The 18,807-nt window shown below is 33.6% G+C and carries 18 protein-coding genes; 7 read left to right on the forward strand and 11 right to left on the reverse strand.

The features are described 5' to 3' along the window. Positions 1-108: 108 nt before the first annotated feature. Entirely contained in the window at positions 109-1,536 is a 1,428-nt protein-coding gene (locus AC8GF4_RS03875) for an L-serine ammonia-lyase (RefSeq protein ID WP_506592834.1), read from the forward strand. Positions 1,537-1,687: 151 nt separating this feature from the next. Here AC8GF4_RS03875 and AC8GF4_RS03880 read toward each other — a convergent pair whose 3' ends face one another. The 11 genes from AC8GF4_RS03880 to AC8GF4_RS03930 form a co-directional block, all read right to left on the reverse strand. Then, positions 1,688-3,424, reverse strand: coding sequence for an ATP-binding protein (locus AC8GF4_RS03880; RefSeq protein ID WP_506592836.1), 1,737 nt, complete (start codon positions 3,422-3,424; stop codon positions 1,688-1,690). Between the two features lie 109 nt (positions 3,425-3,533). Then, entirely contained in the window at positions 3,534-4,661 is a 1,128-nt protein-coding gene (locus AC8GF4_RS03885; protein WP_506592837.1) for a sensor protein KdpD, read from the reverse strand. 129 nt (positions 4,662-4,790) lie between these two features. Then, a complete protein-coding gene (locus AC8GF4_RS03890; RefSeq protein ID WP_506592838.1) occupies positions 4,791-5,867 on the reverse strand; it encodes a porin in 1,077 nt (358 codons plus the stop codon). Positions 5,868-6,069: 202 nt separating this feature from the next. Further along, positions 6,070-6,624, reverse strand: a complete 555-nt coding sequence (locus tag AC8GF4_RS03895) for a K(+)-transporting ATPase subunit C (RefSeq protein ID WP_506592839.1) — start codon at positions 6,622-6,624, stop codon at positions 6,070-6,072. A 93-nt stretch (positions 6,625-6,717) separates the two neighbouring features. After that, positions 6,718-8,751 (reverse strand): potassium-transporting ATPase subunit KdpB, encoded by a 2,034-nt coding sequence (kdpB, locus tag AC8GF4_RS03900; RefSeq protein ID WP_506592840.1) that lies wholly within the window; start codon positions 8,749-8,751, stop codon positions 6,718-6,720. Between the two features lie 97 nt (positions 8,752-8,848). After that, on the reverse strand, positions 8,849-10,570 hold the full coding sequence (gene kdpA, locus AC8GF4_RS03905; protein WP_506592841.1) for a potassium-transporting ATPase subunit KdpA: 1,722 nt from the start codon (positions 10,568-10,570) through the stop codon (positions 8,849-8,851). A gap of 135 nt (positions 10,571-10,705) precedes the next feature. After that, the gene (gene kdpF, locus AC8GF4_RS03910) at positions 10,706-10,783 is read right to left on the reverse strand and encodes a K(+)-transporting ATPase subunit F (protein WP_111410498.1); all 78 of its coding nucleotides are present in this window, start codon (positions 10,781-10,783) and stop codon (positions 10,706-10,708) included. Between the two features lie 246 nt (positions 10,784-11,029). Then, on the reverse strand, positions 11,030-11,311 hold the full coding sequence (locus AC8GF4_RS03915; protein ID WP_506592842.1) for a DUF7674 family protein: 282 nt from the start codon (positions 11,309-11,311) through the stop codon (positions 11,030-11,032). A gap of 188 nt (positions 11,312-11,499) precedes the next feature. Beyond that, complete coding sequence (locus AC8GF4_RS03920; RefSeq protein WP_506592843.1) at positions 11,500-11,664, reverse strand: hypothetical protein; 165 nt, start codon at positions 11,662-11,664, stop codon at positions 11,500-11,502. 2 nt (positions 11,665-11,666) lie between these two features. After that, a complete protein-coding gene (locus AC8GF4_RS03925; RefSeq protein WP_506592845.1) occupies positions 11,667-12,194 on the reverse strand; it encodes a hypothetical protein in 528 nt (175 codons plus the stop codon). 34 nt (positions 12,195-12,228) lie between these two features. After that, on the reverse strand, positions 12,229-13,572 hold the full coding sequence (locus AC8GF4_RS03930; protein ID WP_506592996.1) for a sigma-54-dependent transcriptional regulator: 1,344 nt from the start codon (positions 13,570-13,572) through the stop codon (positions 12,229-12,231). A gap of 217 nt (positions 13,573-13,789) precedes the next feature. Here AC8GF4_RS03930 and panB point away from each other — a divergent pair, with 217 nt between their 5' ends. The 6 genes from panB (at position 13,790) to AC8GF4_RS03960 (ending at position 18,806) form a co-directional block, all read left to right on the forward strand. Beyond that, a complete protein-coding gene (gene panB / locus AC8GF4_RS03935) occupies positions 13,790-14,608 on the forward strand; it encodes a 3-methyl-2-oxobutanoate hydroxymethyltransferase (RefSeq protein ID WP_506592846.1) in 819 nt (272 codons plus the stop codon). 121 nt (positions 14,609-14,729) lie between these two features. Continuing rightward, positions 14,730-15,089: a four helix bundle protein gene (locus AC8GF4_RS03940; protein ID WP_506592847.1), complete on the forward strand. Its 360-nt coding sequence runs from the start codon at positions 14,730-14,732 to the stop codon at positions 15,087-15,089. 94 nt (positions 15,090-15,183) lie between these two features. Beyond that, positions 15,184-15,873: an RluA family pseudouridine synthase gene (locus AC8GF4_RS03945; protein ID WP_506592849.1), complete on the forward strand. Its 690-nt coding sequence runs from the start codon at positions 15,184-15,186 to the stop codon at positions 15,871-15,873. A 72-nt stretch (positions 15,874-15,945) separates the two neighbouring features. Continuing rightward, a complete protein-coding gene (locus AC8GF4_RS03950) occupies positions 15,946-17,274 on the forward strand; it encodes an aldehyde dehydrogenase (protein ID WP_506592850.1) in 1,329 nt (442 codons plus the stop codon). After that, positions 17,265-18,002 carry a nitroreductase family protein gene (locus tag AC8GF4_RS03955; RefSeq protein WP_506592851.1) on the forward strand — a complete coding sequence of 246 codons (738 nt, stop codon included), beginning with the start codon at positions 17,265-17,267 and terminating at the stop codon, positions 18,000-18,002. Before AC8GF4_RS03950 ends, AC8GF4_RS03955 begins: the two co-directional genes overlap by 10 nt. 27 nt (positions 18,003-18,029) lie before the next feature. Then, positions 18,030-18,806 (forward strand): DUF2189 domain-containing protein, encoded by a 777-nt coding sequence (locus tag AC8GF4_RS03960; protein WP_506592853.1) that lies wholly within the window; start codon positions 18,030-18,032, stop codon positions 18,804-18,806. Position 18,807 lies beyond the last annotated feature (1 nt).

An 18,807-nucleotide genomic window follows, 5' to 3' on the forward strand; every position in this document is an offset into this window, starting at 1 on the left:
CTCGTGACTTTCAATAAAACAATTATTGAATTATCATTTATTAAGTCATAAATTTACTTTTATACATTTATTAATAGTTATATTTGTTCATCAAAAAATTAAACTTTTATGGAAGAATGTATCTCCGTTTTTGATATGCTTAAAATTGGTGTAGGCCCATCAAGTTCTCATACTCTAGGCCCTTGGCGAGCAGCAGAACGCTTCTTAAATGAACTAAGAAATAAATTTGACATTAATACAGTAACAAGAATAAAAGTTGATTTATACGGATCACTTTCATTAACTGGAAAAGGTCATGCTACTGATTTGGCTATAATGTTAGGCCTAAGCGGACAAGATCCCGAATACATTCCTGTTCAAAATATAGATGGCATCATCCAATCGATAGAGTCTAAAAATGTAATTAATTTAGGAAACGAACTCATTATTCCTTTCTACTTTCTTCAAGATATCGTTTTTAATAAAAACTTCCTTCCATTTCACGCTAATGGATTAATGTTTACTGCTTTTATCAAAGATGAAACTGAATACAAATCAACCTTTTATTCCATTGGTGGTGGATTTGTAGTCAAAGAAGAACGATTAAATGCAAAAAAGAAACATGTTATTAAATGTGCCTTTCCATTCACTATTCAAAATGCGGAGGAGCTTTTAAATTATACTATTTCGGAAAATAAAACCATTTCCGAAATTGTATATGAAAATGAAAAATCAATGCGTTCTGAAGAAGTTATTCATGATGAATTAATGCGTATTTGGAATACTATGTTGGAGTGCATGTATATAGGATGTCATTCCGAAGGTATACTACCAGGTGGTTTAAACGTTCGCAGACGTGCTTTTGACATGCATCAAAATTTGATTGGTTTGGCAAATTATACCAATCCACAAGAATGGTTGGAAGAAATTAGAAAAACCGAAGTTAAATTTCGTCAAATTCTAAAATGGGTAAGTTGTTTTGCCTTGGCTGTAAACGAAGTAAACGCTGCACTGGGTCGTGTAGTTACAGCTCCTACCAATGGTAGTGCTGGAGTAATTCCTGCCGTTTTAATGTACTATATGGTAATTGAAAATCACAATGCCGGTGAGAAAGAAATCAAACAATTTTTGATGGTAGCTGGCGAAATAGGCAGTATTTTCAAAAAAGGATCCACCATTTCTGCCGCTATGGGAGGCTGTCAAGCAGAAATTGGCGTTTCTTCAGCTATGGCTGCCGCCGCTCTGTGCGAACTTATGGGCGGCACTCCTGCTCAAGTGCTTATGGCCGCCGAAATCGCTATGGAACATCATCTGGGTTTAACTTGCGATCCAATTGGTGGATTAGTTCAAATTCCTTGTATTGAAAGAAATACTATGGGAGCTATAAAAGCAATAAACGCAGCAGAACTGGCATTGGAAACCGATTCCAAAAACGCAAAAGTCCCATTGGATAAAGTGATAGACACGATGTGGCAAACTGCCAAAGACATGAATTCCAAATACAAAGAAACCTCCGAAGGTGGACTGGCTATTGCCGTGAATATGGCCGATTGCTAGGATTTTAGAAGGTCGATTTCAGGTTTAAGAACTTAGAATATAGATTTTAGAATATAGAAAAATAAAAAAGATTTCAGATAAAATGGTTAATCCATTTAGTCTGAAATCTTTTCTACCGAATATCTATTAATTCTTCCTGCTTAAATAGGAATCAAGCACTCAATAGTTTAAAATAAAAAGTACTTCCCAATCCCAATTCACTTTCAACACCAATAGAACCACCTTGGGCTTCAATAAATTCTTTGGATATGGCCAATCCCAATCCAGTTCCTGTTTTTTGACTTCCCGGAATTTGAAAGTATTTATCAAAAACTTTGCTTCGATAACGATTATCAATTCCTTTTCCCGTATCAACAACCATAAATAGAATATGTTGACTATCGCTTTTCAATTTTACTGCTATCACACTTTTTTCAGAAGAATACCGAATGGCATTGGTTAGAAAATTAATCAATACCCAAGAGGTCTTTTCGCTATCCGCTTTGACCATTGGCAAATTATCATCTGTTTCAACATGCAGTTCTATTTGTTTTTGTTCGGCTTGCATTTTTACAGCTTCAGTAGCATAATGTATGATTTGGTAAGGATCGCTTTTTTCAATATTCAACTGAATATTTCCTGTTTCTACTTGGGAAAGTTCTAATAATTCTCCAGTTATTTTTAATAAACGCTGGCTATCCTCGTTGATACTTTCTATCAAATGTTTCTGTTCGTCATTTAAGGTACCCGTTTGCTCTTTTTCTAATAATTGCAAACTGAATTTTATAGACGAAATTGGTGTTTTTAATTCATGTGAAATGGTGGCTATAAAATTAGTTTTGGCAAAATCCAATTCTTTAAAAGGAGTGATATTTCTCAAAATAATCACATCACCAATATCAATCGTTTGGTCTTCACCGGTTGGCTTAATGGTTATATTTACATTCTCTTTCTCAAAATAGCTTTCTTTACCATCCGCAAAAATTTTCATTGGTAATAACTTTTGCCCTGTTGTATACGTATCACTTTCCAGATTTTTTATAATCAAAGATTTCATTAAATCGTTTTTCAGTGCTAAGGTTGTGGCAATTTCTCCAAGTACATCTTCGGATTTCATACCTATAATTTTCAAAGCTTCATCATTTACAAATAAAATCGTTCCTTGATTATCCAATCCAATAATAGGATCATGCATATTGTTAATTAAGGTTTCCAGTCTTTTCTTTTCAAACGATAATTTATAGAGATTACTATTGTGATACTCTTCTAGTTTTTTGGCCATAGTGTTGAATGATTTTGCCAAATCACCAAACTCATTATGATTCATAAAGTGTACGCGTTCCGAATAATTTTTGTTGGCAATCTCCTTAATACTTGCGGTAAGTTCTTTTATTGGATTGGCAATATTGTTGGGCAAATTCACCAAAAGATTAAAGGCAATCAAAAAGCAAAGAGTACCCGTAATGGCAATCCACATATTGGCTGTTTCAGCGGTTCTGTTGGCAATATCACTTTTTTGTTTTATGGCAATCATATTGAGCTTCATTATCTCAAAAATATCCAAACGAATTTGGCTTTTTACAACCTCACTATTTTTATTTTGTTTCAAAAGAGTAAAACTTTTGTGCAAATTACGCGTTGCGTAATCTTCTCCAACTTCGGTTATATTTTTATTTTGTTTGTTCAGATTGGTTTCAAATGCAGCTATTGATTTCCCTTCATTGTTTCTTATCTCATCCAATGAATAAAGCATGTTTCGAGAATATTCCAACGTGTTGTAATTGGCTTTCAATATGTTTTGAGTGTCTTTTTTTATCAAAAAAACATAAAAAGCACTCACTAAAGTCAAGATAATTATCAATAAAAATAACAATCCGACACCTAGATTTAATTTGGTTTTAATTTTCATATGGAGATAATATTTGTATTTAAAGAAAACAGTAAGCTTCGCCTGTACGATTACGCTTGGGTAGCCATTCTTCAGTCCTTTTTCGATTTGGAATCATTACGATTTCATTTTATGATAGAATTACAAGGTCAATATTTGATAACGATAGATTATTCAATAATCTGCTAAAAAGGGTTGTAGACAAAATTACTTTAAATAAATTGAAATGGGGTTTACCGATACAAACCGTTGTAATTTGCTTTTGTTTTACCACTTCCAACATTGCATCAGTGATGTTTTTGGCTTCCACTTTTATTACTTCGGCTCCCAATTGTGTGGCCAGTTTAAAATTATTGATCAAATGGCGTTGTTTGTCAAGAGCAATTTTGTCACTGCTTTCCTTTGGAGTCTGTACATACAAAACATACCAGGAACTATTGTAATAACTGGCCAATCGAGCCGTTTTTCGAATGACAATTTTGGCTGTTCTATCGTTACTACTAATGCAAGCCAATAATTTTTCATAACGTAAGGCCTGATTTTTGGGAACTTCACTTTCAACTTTCCGAACGACCTGGCTCGCCACTTCCCGCAAAGCCAATTCGCGCAATTGCAAAATTTGATCCGACTTAAAAAAATTGTTCAAGGCGGTCTGAATTTTATCAGCTGTATAAATTTTCCCTTCTTTCAAACGAGCAATTAATTCTTCCGAAGTTAAATCGATATTCACCACCTCATCTGCCAATCGCAACACATTATCAGGAACTCGCTCTAGAACTTCAACATTTGTAATGCGCTTTACGTCTTCGTTCAAACTCTCAATATGCTGAATATTGACCGCCGAAATGACATTGATTCCCGCTTCCAAAATCTCCAAAACATCTTGCCAGCGCTTTTCGTTTTTACTTCCTTCAATGTTCGTATGTGCCAATTCATCTACAATAACGACTTCTGGACGCAAATTGATAATAGCTTGCACATCCATTTCCTCGAGCTGTTTCCCTTTATAGAAAATAGTTCGACGCGGAATTACCGGCAATCCTTCCAATAAATCGTGTGTTTCCTTTCGATTGTGTGTTTCGATATAACCAATTTTTACATCAATTCCATTTTTCAACAGTGTATGCGCTTCCTGAAGCATCCTGAAAGTTTTGCCCACACCCGCACTCATCCCAATGTAGACTTTAAACTTTCCTTTGCGTGATTTTTGAATTAAATCCAGAAAGTGATTTACATTATTTTCTTTTTCGTTATCCATAAATTAAACTAACAGTTGAATCATTTCATTTTAAATAAAACTTTTTAAACCATTAAGAAATTAAGTTTTTTTTAAACTTAACTCCTTAATGGTTTTCAATAAAAATTTACAATTTATTGTCTTTTTTTTTTAAATTGATATAGCCAAAGATGTAGTTATACACACATTGCTGTTTGTTGGATTGTTGTCCTTCAAAAAGACATCATCTTTGCTATTCAAAGTTCGGGCTTCTATTCTAAATAGTACGTTTTCTATAGGCAAATAATCAAAATTTGCCGAGAAACCATAGGTTTTAAAACCATTTGGTGTTCCTGTTGGGATAATTACCCCTTTTTCATCTTGGTAATATTCTCCTCTGGCTGCCAATTGAATTTTATCCGTTGGCTTGTATTGAATAATTACAGATGGAGTATACCAAAAATCATAATCACTGCTTCCTTTTGCAGATTGTTGCGCTCCGATATCAAAACCTACGATAACGCTTGTTTTATCCGTCAATTTAAATGTTCCATAAAAATCGTTAAAATAACGCCATTTCTTATCCGCATCAGGTTGTTCATTTCCAGCATAAGTACTCCAATTCAAGACAACTCCAGAAGTTGGTTTATATGTAATTTGCGTTCCAAAAGCTGGTGTATGATTGCCATCGATTTTTTGAATACGTTGCCAGCCGTTTAAATACATTGCCGCCAAATACCATTGCTCCGATTTTGAAGTGTACCCGATTTTTACACCCGATTCATAATAGGGCGAGTTTTCAGCACCAATACTTCGGGTCAAAGTCATGCAATCTTTCCCAATCGCGCTTTCAGATCCAATATGCGACGGCATAACTCCCGCATCAATCCAAAGATTATTGTCTTTAGAAATTTTAACTCCAACATTGGCTTCATAAATATTTTTTAGCAAATCTTGTTCTGCTGCCATATTGTATTGAGCATACGTTCCTGCCATAAGCGCAAAATTGGCACGAACATTCTCTTTGGTATAATTCACTTTGGCCATCCCTAAATTCAGATTCACTTCATTGGCTCTGTTGTAACTGTAAATAAATCCTGGTCTGGTATGATTATCCGGTTTCCCAAAATCATAACTATAATAAGTATCTACATAACCAGAAAATGTAATTGGACTTTTTGACTCTTCTTGAGCATTAATTGTTGTAAAACCAAAAGCTATAAAAGCTGTAATTAGTATTCTTTTCATTTTATAATTTTTAGGAGCTAATCCCGCTATCATTCCAAATCTTTTGTTTTTTAAAAGAAAAAACAAAAGGATTTTCCCTTCTATCGGGGCTAAGGCATCACGTTTTTTTAAGATCATCATTTTTAATCTTAGCATTTATAGTTTAAATTGCGATTCGCATTGACATTGCTATTGCTATTGCTATTGCTATTGAAATTTTTCTTTATTTCAACTCATCCAAAGCTACATTCAACTCCAGGACATTTATCGTTGCAGTTCCCATAAACGATGGTATATTGATTTTGGTTTCTACCAAAGCTTTTACTTTTTCTTCAGACAAATTTCTAACTTTCGCCACTCTTTTTACCTGAATCAAAGCGCCTTCCGGAGAAATATTGGGATCCAAACCACTACCCGAAGCTGTCACCATATCCGATGGAATCTCCGATTTTTTTAAATAAGGATGAACAATCAAAAATGTGTCGATCCTTTTTTGTACCAATGCCAAATATTCTGGATTGCTTGATCCTTTGTTACTTCCAGCACTTCCTGCAGCATTGTAATCCACTGCCGATGGTCGTCCCCAGAAATAATTGGGCTTGTCAAATTTTTGTCCAATTTTTTGGTAACCAACCACTTTTCCATTTACAGAAATGGTTTCTCCTTTTCCCTTGTTTGGAGCAAATTGTGCAACTCCTAAAATTGCCATAGTATAAATAACTGAGAATAAAATGACCAATATTGCGGTCAATTTTAGTATTGAAAATATATTTTTCATTTTGAGTTTTTTTTTAGTTTCTAAGATACTAAGTTGCTGAGTTTCTAAGTTATTTTCTCTGCATCTTAGCAACTTAGCATCTCAGAAACTTAGTTACATAAATAACGCTACTGCCAAATCAATTAACTTAATCCCGATAAACGGAACAATCAACCCACCTAAACCATAAATCAAAAGGTTTCTTTTCAAGATTGCCTCTGCACCAATCGGTTTATAATCAACCCCTCTCAACGCTAGCGGAATCAATATCGGAATGATAATCGCATTGAAAATCACTGCAGATAAAATGGCGCTTTCCGGACTGTGCAACTGCATAATATTCAAACCTTGCAAAGCAGGAATAGCCGTAATGAAAAGTGCAGGAACGATAGCGAAATATTTGGCAACATCATTCGCAATAGAGAATGTGGTGAGCGTTCCTCTGGTCATCAAGAGTTGCTTTCCAATTTCAATAATTTCAATTAACTTAGTTGGATCATTGTCTAGATCGACCATATTACCTGCTTCTTTAGCAGCTTGAGTTCCGCTGTTCATAGCAACACCAACATCGGCTTGCGCAAGAGCGGGTGCATCATTTGTACCATCACCCATCATCGCCACAAGTTTACCCATTTGTTGCTCGTTTTTGATGTAATTCATTTTATCCTCAGGTTTGGCTTCGGCAATAAAATCATCCACACCGGCTGCTTCTGCAATAAATTTGGCTGTCAACGGATTATCTCCTGTAACCATCACGGTTTTTACACCCATTTTTCTCAACCGTTCAAATCGTTCTCTCATTCCCGTTTTGATGATATCCTGCAATTCAATAACACCTTGAACTTCGTTATTTTTAACAACTACTAATGGCGTTCCTCCTTTTGAAGAAATAGCAATAACTCTTTCAGCGACATCTTCTGGGAAAACATTACCTGATTGAAGTGCAATATTTTTAGCAGCATCCTGAGCCCCTTTTCGAATGTTGGTTCCGTCTCTTAAAACCACTCCACTCGTTCTGGTTTCAGCAGTAAATTTAATTAAAGTAGCACCTTCAATAGACAATTTTTGAGATACATCTGGTCCAGCTAATTCTACAATACTTTTCCCTTCCGGGGTATCATCGGCAAGTGAACTTAATACCGCAGACTTGATAAAATCTTCTAGCATAACTCCTTTTGCAGGATAGAAATTAGTTGCTTTTCTATTTCCGATGGTGATTGTACCTGTTTTATCCAAAAGCAATACATCAATATCACCAGCAGTTTCTACCGCTTTTCCAGATTTTGTAATTACGTTCGCACGCAATGCTCTGTCCATTCCGGCAATTCCAATCGCAGATAATAAGCCTCCAATAGTTGTTGGTATTAAACATACAAAAAGAGAAATGAAAGCTGCAATGGTAATTGGTGCATTCGCATAATCTGCGAAAGGTTTCAAAGTCACACAAACAATTACGAAGATTAAAGTAAAAGCTGCCAACAGAATCGTCAAAGCAATTTCGTTTGGTGTTTTTTGACGGCTTGCGCCTTCTACCAAAGCAATCATTTTGTCAAGGAAACTTTCTCCTGGTTCTGAAGTTACGATTACTTTAATTTTATCCGACAATACTTTGGTCCCTCCAGTAACCGATGATTTGTCTCCACCTGATTCTCGAATTACAGGAGCACTTTCACCCGTAATAGCACTTTCATCAATAGTGGCCAATCCTTCGATGATTTCACCATCTGTGGCAATTAAATCACCAGATTCACAGATGAAAACATCGCCTTTTTTCAAAGCGGAAGAACTTACGTTTCTAATTTCGCCACTGGCCAAAATTTGTCGCGCTGGTGTTTCTTCACGTGTTTTTCTCAAACTGTCCGCTTGTGCTTTACCTCTTGCTTCAGCAATGGCCTCGGCAAAATTGGCAAACAAAAGCGTTACTAACAAAATTAAGAATACTATGAAATTATATACAAAACTACCTTGATCGGGTGTACCAAACAAAATGGCGATACATACAGCAAACATAATGGCAGTACCTATTTCTACGGTAAACATTACCGGATTTTTGAACATTACTTTCGGGTTCAGCTTCAGAAAAGACTGCACTAATGCCTCTTTTACCTGCTTACTCTCAAATAATGAATTGGATTTATTTTTATTCATTTTAAAATGAGTTAAATGTTTAAATGTTATTCGATTATGGTTTGTGGTCTTTAGTTTTTTCACTTCTAACCTCTAACTTCTAATTTCTAACTTTTTTTTATTTTAATGTAAAATATTCTGCTAATGGCCCTAAAGCTAACGCGGGAAAGAAAGACAAAGCAGCAATAATCGCGATTACGGCAAAAACCATCACACCAAAAATGGTAGTATCTGTTTTTAAAGTTCCTGCACTTTCTGGAATGTATTTTTTGTTAGCCAATAAACCTGCAATCGCTAATGGTCCAATGATTGGAAGGAAACGGCTTAATAGCAACACAATTCCAGTAGTAATATTCCAAAACGGATTATTGTCTCCCAAGCCTTCAAAACCAGAACCGTTATTGGCTGCACTCGAAGTGTATTCATATAGCATTTCTGAAAATCCGTGATGACCAGGATTGTTCAACCAACCTGTGGCGTTTCCTGAAAACCAATAACCCATTGCCGTATCATTTGCAGCAAAATAAGAAGCCAAAGCTGTTCCTGCCAATATCAATAAAGGATGAAGAATGGCGATAAAAGCAGCAATTTTCACTTCACGAGCCTCGATTTTCTTTCCTAAAAATTCAGGGGTTCTACCTACCATTAAACCTGAGATAAATACAGCGAGAATTATAAAGATGTAAAAATTCAGCCATCCTACTCCACAACCGCCATAAAAGGCATTGACCATCATAGCCAACAGTTGCATTGAACCAGAAACTGGCATCGAACTATCGTGCATACTATTAACCGAACCTGTAGAAATCACAGTAGTTGCAATGCTCCAAAACCCAGTAACGGCTGATCCAAAACGAACTTCCTTGCCTTCCATAGCTCCAGTTACTTGGGTAATTCCCATTTTTTCTATCGCTGGATTTCCATTGAGCTCACTGATAATTGTTGGTATTACTAAAAGCAAGAAACCAACCGTCATTACTCCAAAAATAACGTACGAAAATTTTCTTTTCTTTAAATAAAAACCTAAAGCAAAAATCATCGAAAAAGGAATAATCAATTGTGCCCATAATTCAACTGCATTGGTTAAATAAGTTGGGTTTTCCAAAGGATGTGCTGAATTGGCTCCAAAAAAACCACCACCGTTTGTACCAATATGTTTGATACCAATAAATGCAGCAGCTGGGCCACGGGAAACTTCAACAGTATCACCTTGTAGAGTCACGATTTTATCTTTTCCTTCAAAAGTCATTGGAGTTCCACTAAATACTAGAACTACAGCAACAATAGCAGAAAGAGGCAACAAGATACGAGTACAACTTTTGATGAAAAAATTATAAAAATTTCCTAATTTATCAGTAGTTTTCTCTCTCATAGCAACAAAAACCATTGCAGCGGCTGCTATTCCCGTACCTGCCGAAACAAATTGCAAGAACATTAAAAACAATTGTGATAAATATGTAAGCCCCGTTTCGCCAGAATAGTGCTGTAAATTACAGTTCACTACAAATGAAATAGCGGTATTAAATGCCAAATCGGGTGACATATTTGGATTTCTATCTGGATTTAGCGATAAACCCCCTTGAGAGATTAGCACTAAAAAGCATAGAAAGAACCAAAGCATATTCACACTTAAAAGTGCTTTTAGATATTGCTTCCAGTTCATTTCTTCAGTAGAATTGACACCACTGATTTTGAAAATAAATTTTTCAATTGGATTGAAAATTGCGTCCAGCATTGTTTTATCTCCCAAATACACTTTGGCTATATACCTTCCAAAAGGAATAGCCAAAACTATCGAGACGATAAAAATACTAATGACGCCAAAAAATTCTGTGTTCATTTATTAGATTTTAGATTATTGGAATTTTAGATTTTTAGATTTTTAGAAATTATATATTGAACTCTTAATTTCAATCCCAAAGTTTCAGGACTAATAGTCTAAATATCCAATAATCTAAAAATCTATTTTTCTAGTTTAAAATTTTTCGGGTTTGATTAGTACATAAACCAAATAACCGAATACGGCAAGTGCGACAATAAATAGTGCTGTCATGATTTAGATTTTTTCAAAAAATTCGACGGATTTAAAACAAATCGCAAAGAGCAAAGCTCCTAATGCAAGTAAAAGAATGGTTATTATCATTTTATTAAAAATTAAGGTTATTTTTAAGAAAAAAGAGAATAGAAAATAGAGAATAGACATATAGATAATAAATTCTGGATTACGATTCTACAATTATTTTACTCTATACAATCGCTTTTTCTTTTTTCTATATTCTATTATCTTATTGTCTTTTTTCTATACTCCAGAGGTATTGATGTGCTTTACATATTCCGCCTTCAACGATTGTGGAAACAGATTCGAAATGCTGCAATGCCGCATTTCCATGAAAGAAGAAACCGAAAAAACATATACATTCGAAATAGCGTTTTTGGTTTCGTTGCTTCCCGTTTCGAACAGTCTTTCGGCAAGTGCCAAACATTTTTTGGCTCGGTTAATATTTCCGGTAATAATTGCAATTTTTGTGATTTCGGCAAAGCGTTCGGCTTTATCGTAAATCGTTGCTATTTTATTTTTCATTTTGGTAATGGTTTATTTTGTTCTTTCTCCCTTATGCCAAAAAGTGTTCCAAAAAAAGCAAAAAAACATAAAGTATTGTTTCCTATGACATTGATATCATCATGCCAAAAAAAGGCATAAAAAAAGCCTATCAAAATGATAGGCTTTTCTCAAAACGATAAATTTTTTATTGAATATTATATTTGGAATTATTTTGCTAACTCCTTATTTGTTTTCGCTTTTAATGATTTCATTTTTACATTATTTTGCTTTTCAATATTCATAATTTTTCTAAATTCAAAAAGCTCTTCCTCGCTCCAAGGTTCTGATTTTACAGAAAAATCAATTTCTTTAGGTTCTTTAATTATATTCATATTTAGTGATTTTTAAAATAATGATTAATTAATTTCATAGTTGCTTTAGTTTCAATAAACATTCTTAAACCTCGAAAATGGGTTGCTAAAAGTGTTTCTTGATAATGTTTAATCAAAGTAGTTTTAGCATCAAAAGCGACAAAACCTTCATATTCTTTTTCAAAAGAAACTTTACAAGCAAATGCTACTAAATTCCCAGGTACTCCAAAATACATTTTATTTTTTCCAGTATTGAAATTTGAACTTTCAATTAAATGCATAAAAATATGATCTTGTTTATCTTCTATACTCAATAATCCTTGAATAATATTTGGATTATTTACAGTAACTAACTTGTAAACTTCCTTAGATTTATCCTTTAATTCTTTTGTCCAATCAAATCTCCATATAGATTTTCTAATATCTTTCAAATCTTTATCGGATAATTTAACAATTAAGGTGTCGAAAACTTCGGCTGTTATTGTATTTTCAATCGAGTTTGTTAACTTATCAATAACAAAATCAAGTGGTTTCTTCTCTTCTTCAAACATAAAGCTAATTTACAAAATTAAATTCAAAATACACCTATTGAATATTGTATTCGTCCAATTTTCGATACAGTGTTGCAATACCAATTTCAAGTAAACGCGCGGCTTCGGCTTTGTTGCCTTTGGTATAGTTCAATACTTTCTGAATGTGCAGTTTTTCGACACTTTCCATAGAAAATGCTGATAAGGATTTATTATTTTTATCTACTTGGTGCTGAATTTCATATGGCAAAACATCTTGAGTCAAAACATCGTCATTCACCAGAATTACAGAACGTTCAATCACATTTCTCAATTCACGAACATTTCCTGGCCAATGATAGCTTTCTAATTTATGAAGAAAATCAGGATCGATAGTCAATGTTTTCTTATTCCCTCTCGACGAAAATTCCTCTGTAAAATAATACGTTAAAGGTGCAATATCTTTAACTCTTTCACGCAAAGGCGGAATTTTTATTTCGAAAATATTCAATCTAAAATATAAATCCGAGCGAAAACGGTGTTCATTACTTTCTGATTTTAAATCGCGGTTGGTAGCGGCTATCAGACGGAAATTGGATTTTCTAGGAGTAGTGTCCCCAATTTGAATGTACTCATTGGTTTCTAAAACCCGTAATAATTTGGCTTGCAGTTCTAGTGGCATCTCCCCTATTTCATCCAAAAATAAAGTTCCGCAATTGGCCTCTTCGATAAAACCTTTTTTGTCTTTTGTAGCTCCCGTAAAAGCGCCTTGCTTGTGACCGAATAATTCACTTTCCAGAATCTCCTTACTGAAAGTACTGCAATTTAATGCAACGAATGATTTTCCAGCTCTAAGACTGTTTTCGTGAATGGCTTGCGCAAAAACTTCTTTTCCTGTTCCGGTTTCTCCTGTCAAAAGTACGGTCGAATCGGTTTTGGCTACTTTTTTAGCCAAATCAATAACTTGCTCCAAACCTTTTGATTTTCCTATAATGCTATCAAAAGAATATTTATCAGAAATTCGTTTTTCGAGTTGTTTGACTTTTTTTTGTAACTGAACTTTTTCCAAAGCTTTGTATAATAGTGGTATAATTTTATCATTATCATCACCTTTTACAATATAATCGAAAGCTCCGTTTTTCATGGCCTGAACACCATCCGAAATTTTACCGAAAGCGGTCAATAAAATGACTTCTGTTAATGGGAAAGCCGTTTTTATTTTTTGAAGAAAGTCAACTCCATTACCATCGGGAAGTTTAACATCAGACAATACGACATCAATATTAAGTGTTTCCAATTTCTTCAAACCAGACTTTAAATCGGAAGCTTCAAAGACATCGAAACCTTCCGATTTTATGATTCGAGCTAGAAGATGACGTAATTTTTCTTCGTCGTCAATAATGAGAATATTTTTCAAAATTATATTTTGTGTTTTAGTTATTCAAAATTAGTTGTTTTAGTTATTTGTTATAGAAATTCTTCTAAATACTTTGGTTAAATAATAATCCCATAATTTCATAAGCCTACTTTTTGATATTCCTTATAAAAATTCAATTTAAAAAAATTCAATTTATTACTTTTACACTCTCAAATTAAAATCAATACCGATCGTTTCGGAATTAAAATCATAAATCACAATGTCTGCAATTAAAAAAGATTACAAAAGAATTACTACTAAGTCTTTAATCGAGATGAAATCCAATGGAGAAAAAATCTCTATGTTAACGGCTTATGATTATACCATGGCCAAAATTGTGGATACTGCTGGAATTGATGTAATTCTGGTTGGTGACTCTGCTTCGAATGTTATGGCAGGTCATGAAACTACTTTACCGATCACATTAGATCAAATGATTTATCACGCTTCATCAGTAGTTAGAGCTGTAGAAAGAGCTTTGGTTGTGGTTGATTTACCTTTTGGAAGTTACCAATCAGATCCAAAAGAAGCTTTGCGTTCTTCTATTAGAATCATGAAAGAAAGTGGTGGACATGCAGTAAAAATGGAAGGTGGAAAAGAAATCAAAGAATCGATTAAAAAAATCCTAAATGCTGGAATTCCTGTTATGGGACATTTGGGGTTAACGCCACAGTCAATTTATAAATTTGGTACTTACACCGTTCGTGCCAAAGAAGAAGAAGAAGCCGACAAACTAATTGAAGACGCAAAATTACTTGAAAAATTAGGCTGTTTCGCATTAGTACTTGAAAAAATTCCCGCTCATTTGGCAAAATTAGTGGCAGAAAGCATTTCGATTCCAGTAATCGGTATTGGAGCTGGTGGCGGTGTAGACGGACAAGTATTGGTAATTCACGATATGTTGGGTATGAATAATGAATTCAGTCCTCGTTTCTTGAGACGCTACATGAATTTATACGAAGGAATGACAACTGCTATAAGTCAATATGTTGCCGATGTAAAATCTGAAGATTTCCCAAATACAAACGAACAGTATTAATTTTAGACCTTTTAGATTGTTAGACTACTTAGATAGTTAGACTTTTAGACCGCTTAAATATCTTTGAACAAAAAAACTAATAACAGTTTTTATAAAAAAACAACAACCTTAAACAAATAAAATGCATCGATTTAAAGAACTAGAAATCTGGAAAAAAAGCAGAACGTTTTGTGTGAAAATTTATTCAGTTACATCCTCTTTCCCAAGTGAAGAAAGATTTGGACTTACAAACCAGTTAAGAAGAGCTGCTGTATCTATTCCTTCAAATATTGCTGAAGGTTCTTCTAGACATTCGAATAAAGATTTTGCTAGATTCTTAGAAATCTCAATTGGTTCAGCTTATGAAATTGAAACACAACTTTTAATTTCATCTGATTTAGGTTTTATTAACATACACAAAGCCGATGAATTAATAATTATGCTAGATGAAATTGTAAAAATGACATCAAAATTCAGATCAACTTTAACACAAAATCAATAGACTAATAGATTATTAGACTATTTAGATTGTTAGGCTGCCTAACTGTTCTAAAAAATCTAAGTAGTCTAATAATCTAAAAATCTAAGTAGTCAGAATGAAAATAATTTCAAATAAATCCAATCTGCAAATCCTGCACGAAGACAATCACTTAATCGTGGTTAATAAACGTGTAGGTGATATTGTGCAAGGGGACAAAACGGGTGATAAACCATTAAGCGATGTTGTAAAAGAATACATCAAAGACAAATACAATAAACCTGGCGAAGTTTTTCTGGGAGTGGTGCATCGATTAGACCGACCAACTACAGGAATTGTTGTTTTTGCTCGTACCAGCAAAGCTTTGACTAGAATGAATGAACTGTTTAGTAGCAGAGAAACTCAAAAAACGTATTGGGCTGTAGTAAAAAACAAGCCTTCCAAGAACGAAGACAAACTAGTTCATTATATAAAAAGAAACGAAAAAAACAACACTTCAAAAGCACATTTAAAAGAAGTTCCCGAAAGTAAATTGGCTAGTTTAGAATATAAAATTATAAAAGAACTAGACAATTATTTTGGATTAGAAATTCTTTTACACACAGGAAGACACCACCAAATACGGGCTCAACTTTCTGCTATTGGTTCTCCCATAAAAGGAGATTTAAAATATGGTTTTGACCGAAGCAATCCTGATGGAGGTATACATTTGCATGCCAGAAAATTATCTTTTAATCACCCAGTCACTAAAGAAAACATTTCTATTATAGCACCTACTCCAGTAGATGTTATTTGGAGTGCAATTTAAATTTTCAGGTAAAATAATGTTTTATTTGAATTATAAAATTTATATTGCAGACTACTTACAAACTGCATTACAATGAATTACAATTCAAATATTAAATCTAGAAAAGAATCTTTAATTAAACTGTTGGATGTCATAATCAAACATGAAAATGAAATCATTCAAGCTCTATATGATGATTTTAAGAAACCGCCATTTGAGTCAATTGCTACCGAAACTAGCTACATTATATCTGAATTAAAAGACACCATAAATAACATACATAATTGGTCTAAAGTAAAAAAAATAAGGCCTTCTATACTTAATTTTCCCTCAACAGATTACATTTATAAAGAGCCATATGGCAAAGTTTTAATAATAGCTCCTTGGAATTACCCTTTTCAATTGGCACTTTGTCCTTTGATATCGGCAGTTGCTGCAGGTAATCAAGTGGTTTTAAAACCCTCAGAGTTAACACCTAAAACTTCGGCAATCATTCTTAAAATTGTAGAAAAAGTATTCCCACACAACCATGTTAAAGTAATTGAAGGCGGAGTGGCAGAAACTCAAAATTTATTAACTCAACGTTGGGATTATATCTTTTTTACGGGTAGCGTAGCAGTTGGTAAAATAGTTGCCAAAGCTGCAGCCGAACATCTCACTCCTGTAACACTTGAATTAGGCGGGAAAAACCCATGTGTTATTGATGAAACAGCCAATTTAAAACTAGCTGCCAAAAGAATCGTTTGGGGTAAATTTTTAAATGCAGGTCAAACCTGTATCGCTCCTGATTATATTTTGATTCAAGAAGATATGAAAAGTCATTTTGTTGATTTTATGAAAAACGAAATAACAAAAGCTTATGGCAAAAATCCAAAGGAATCTCCAGATTTTGCTCGAATTGTAAATAAAAAAAATTGGCTTCGACTAAGTAGTATGATTGAACCGAAAAAAGTAATTTTTGGAGGAGAAACTGATATTGATGATTGCTATATAGCTCCAACACTAGTCGATGAAAACTCCCTTGACAGTTTACTCATGCAAGATGAAATATTTGGTCCGATATTACCAATTTTAACGTATAATGATGAAAAAGAAATCTACAAAACTATTTCAAAATACGAGAAACCATTAGCATTGTATGTTTTCACAGATGACAAGAAATTTGCTAGAAAGATAACAACTGACTTCTCATTTGGAGGAGGTTGCGTAAATGATACCGTAAGTCATTTTGCAAATAAAAGACTCCCCTTTGGAGGCGTTGGACACAGTGGTATAGGTGCTTATCATGGTCAATTGAGTTTTGACACTTTTTCGCATCATAAAGGAGTTATGAAAAAAGCAAACTGGCTGGACATAAAACTGAGATACGCTCCATATTCTAAAAAAATAGAAACACTAAAAAAATTATTAAAATGGCTTTAACAAACGAAAAATTGGTTAGTGATGCCATACAATACCGTCGATCCGTAAGAGTTTTTAAAAAAGAACCAATAGATGATCTTAAAGTAAAAAAATGTATAGAGCTTGCAACTCTTGCTGCTACCAGTAGCAACATGCAACTTTGGGAATTTTATCACATCACATCACCAGAAATTATTGAACAAATTGCAATAGCTAGTTTTGACCAAAACGGTGCCAAAACAGCTCAACAATTGGTTATAATTGTAGCTCGAAAAGATTTGTGGCGAAAAAGAGTGCAATCCAATATTGATTTTTTGAAATCGCAATATGGAAACAAACCTGAAACTGACTATTCTAAAAGAGAAAAATTTGCATTAAATTATTATAAAAAAATAGTTCCATCAATTTATTTTGACTTTTTTGGACTATTGGGATATATTAAATATCTCATTTTTCAAGTTATTGGAATCTTCAAACCCATTTACAGACAAGCAAGAGTAAGTGACATGCGTATCGTAGCGCACAAAAGCGCAGCACTTGCTGCTCAAAACTTTATGATTAGTATGGCAGCCATCAATTACGACACTTGTCCTATGGAAGGTTTTGATTCTTTAAGAGTTAAAAAAATTGTAAATTTGCCTGCTTCTGCCGAAATTACTATGATTCTTGGTTGTGGTATTCGAGAAGAACATGGCGTGTATGGAGATCGATTCCGTATTCCATTTGAAGAGGTCTATTTTAAATTATAATTAAAAAAAACAATCAACCCAACTACTATGAACCAAACACTAGAACGATTAAAGGATATAGAAAAGAATGGATACCAAGTGGATTTTGCAAATGTATTCAATCATGCTTTTGAGAATTACAAAAAAATTGCTTTATATGCTGGATTAGTACTATTTGTATTTATGGTATTGTTTACCATTTTAATTGCAGGTTCTTTAATTTCTGTAATTGGTGTTACTGCAATGACACAAGAATTAAATCCTGAAAAATTGAAAATTGAAAATTTTTCAGAAAACACATTATTGCTTTTGGGTGTGATTTCCATTTTTGTTGGTTCTATATTAGCTCCTTTTAATGCCTCTTTTTTAAAAATGGCTGACTGTGGAGACAAAGATGAAGAGTTTCATATTTCGAATTTATTCAGTTATTATAAACTTCCATATCTAAAAGAAATTTTTATTGTTACATTATTAATTTCAGCCATAAGTTTTGGCCTAGCCAATTTGCTATCTTTAGCAAAATTAAGTTTTTTGGGAACGCTTATCCAATGGTTTATTTCATTTGTAACTATACTTGCAATACCTCTTATTATTTTTGGTGACTTGAAAGCTTTTGATGCAATCAAATATAGTATTCAAATTGTTATCAAACAACCCTTTGTTCTATTAGGATTAATGGTTGTAGCAATAATTGCTTCATTTGTTGGTGTTATGGCATGTTGTATTGGTGTTTTCTTCACTTTGCCATTTCTTTTTTCCATGAATTATGCAATTTATTCGGCTATTGTTGGAATAGATATAAAAAATAACGTAGAAAATAATTGAT

The organism is Flavobacterium rarum (SeqCode) (assembly GCF_965234445.1).
Lineage (GTDB): Bacteria > Bacteroidota > Bacteroidia > Flavobacteriales > Flavobacteriaceae > Flavobacterium > Flavobacterium rarum.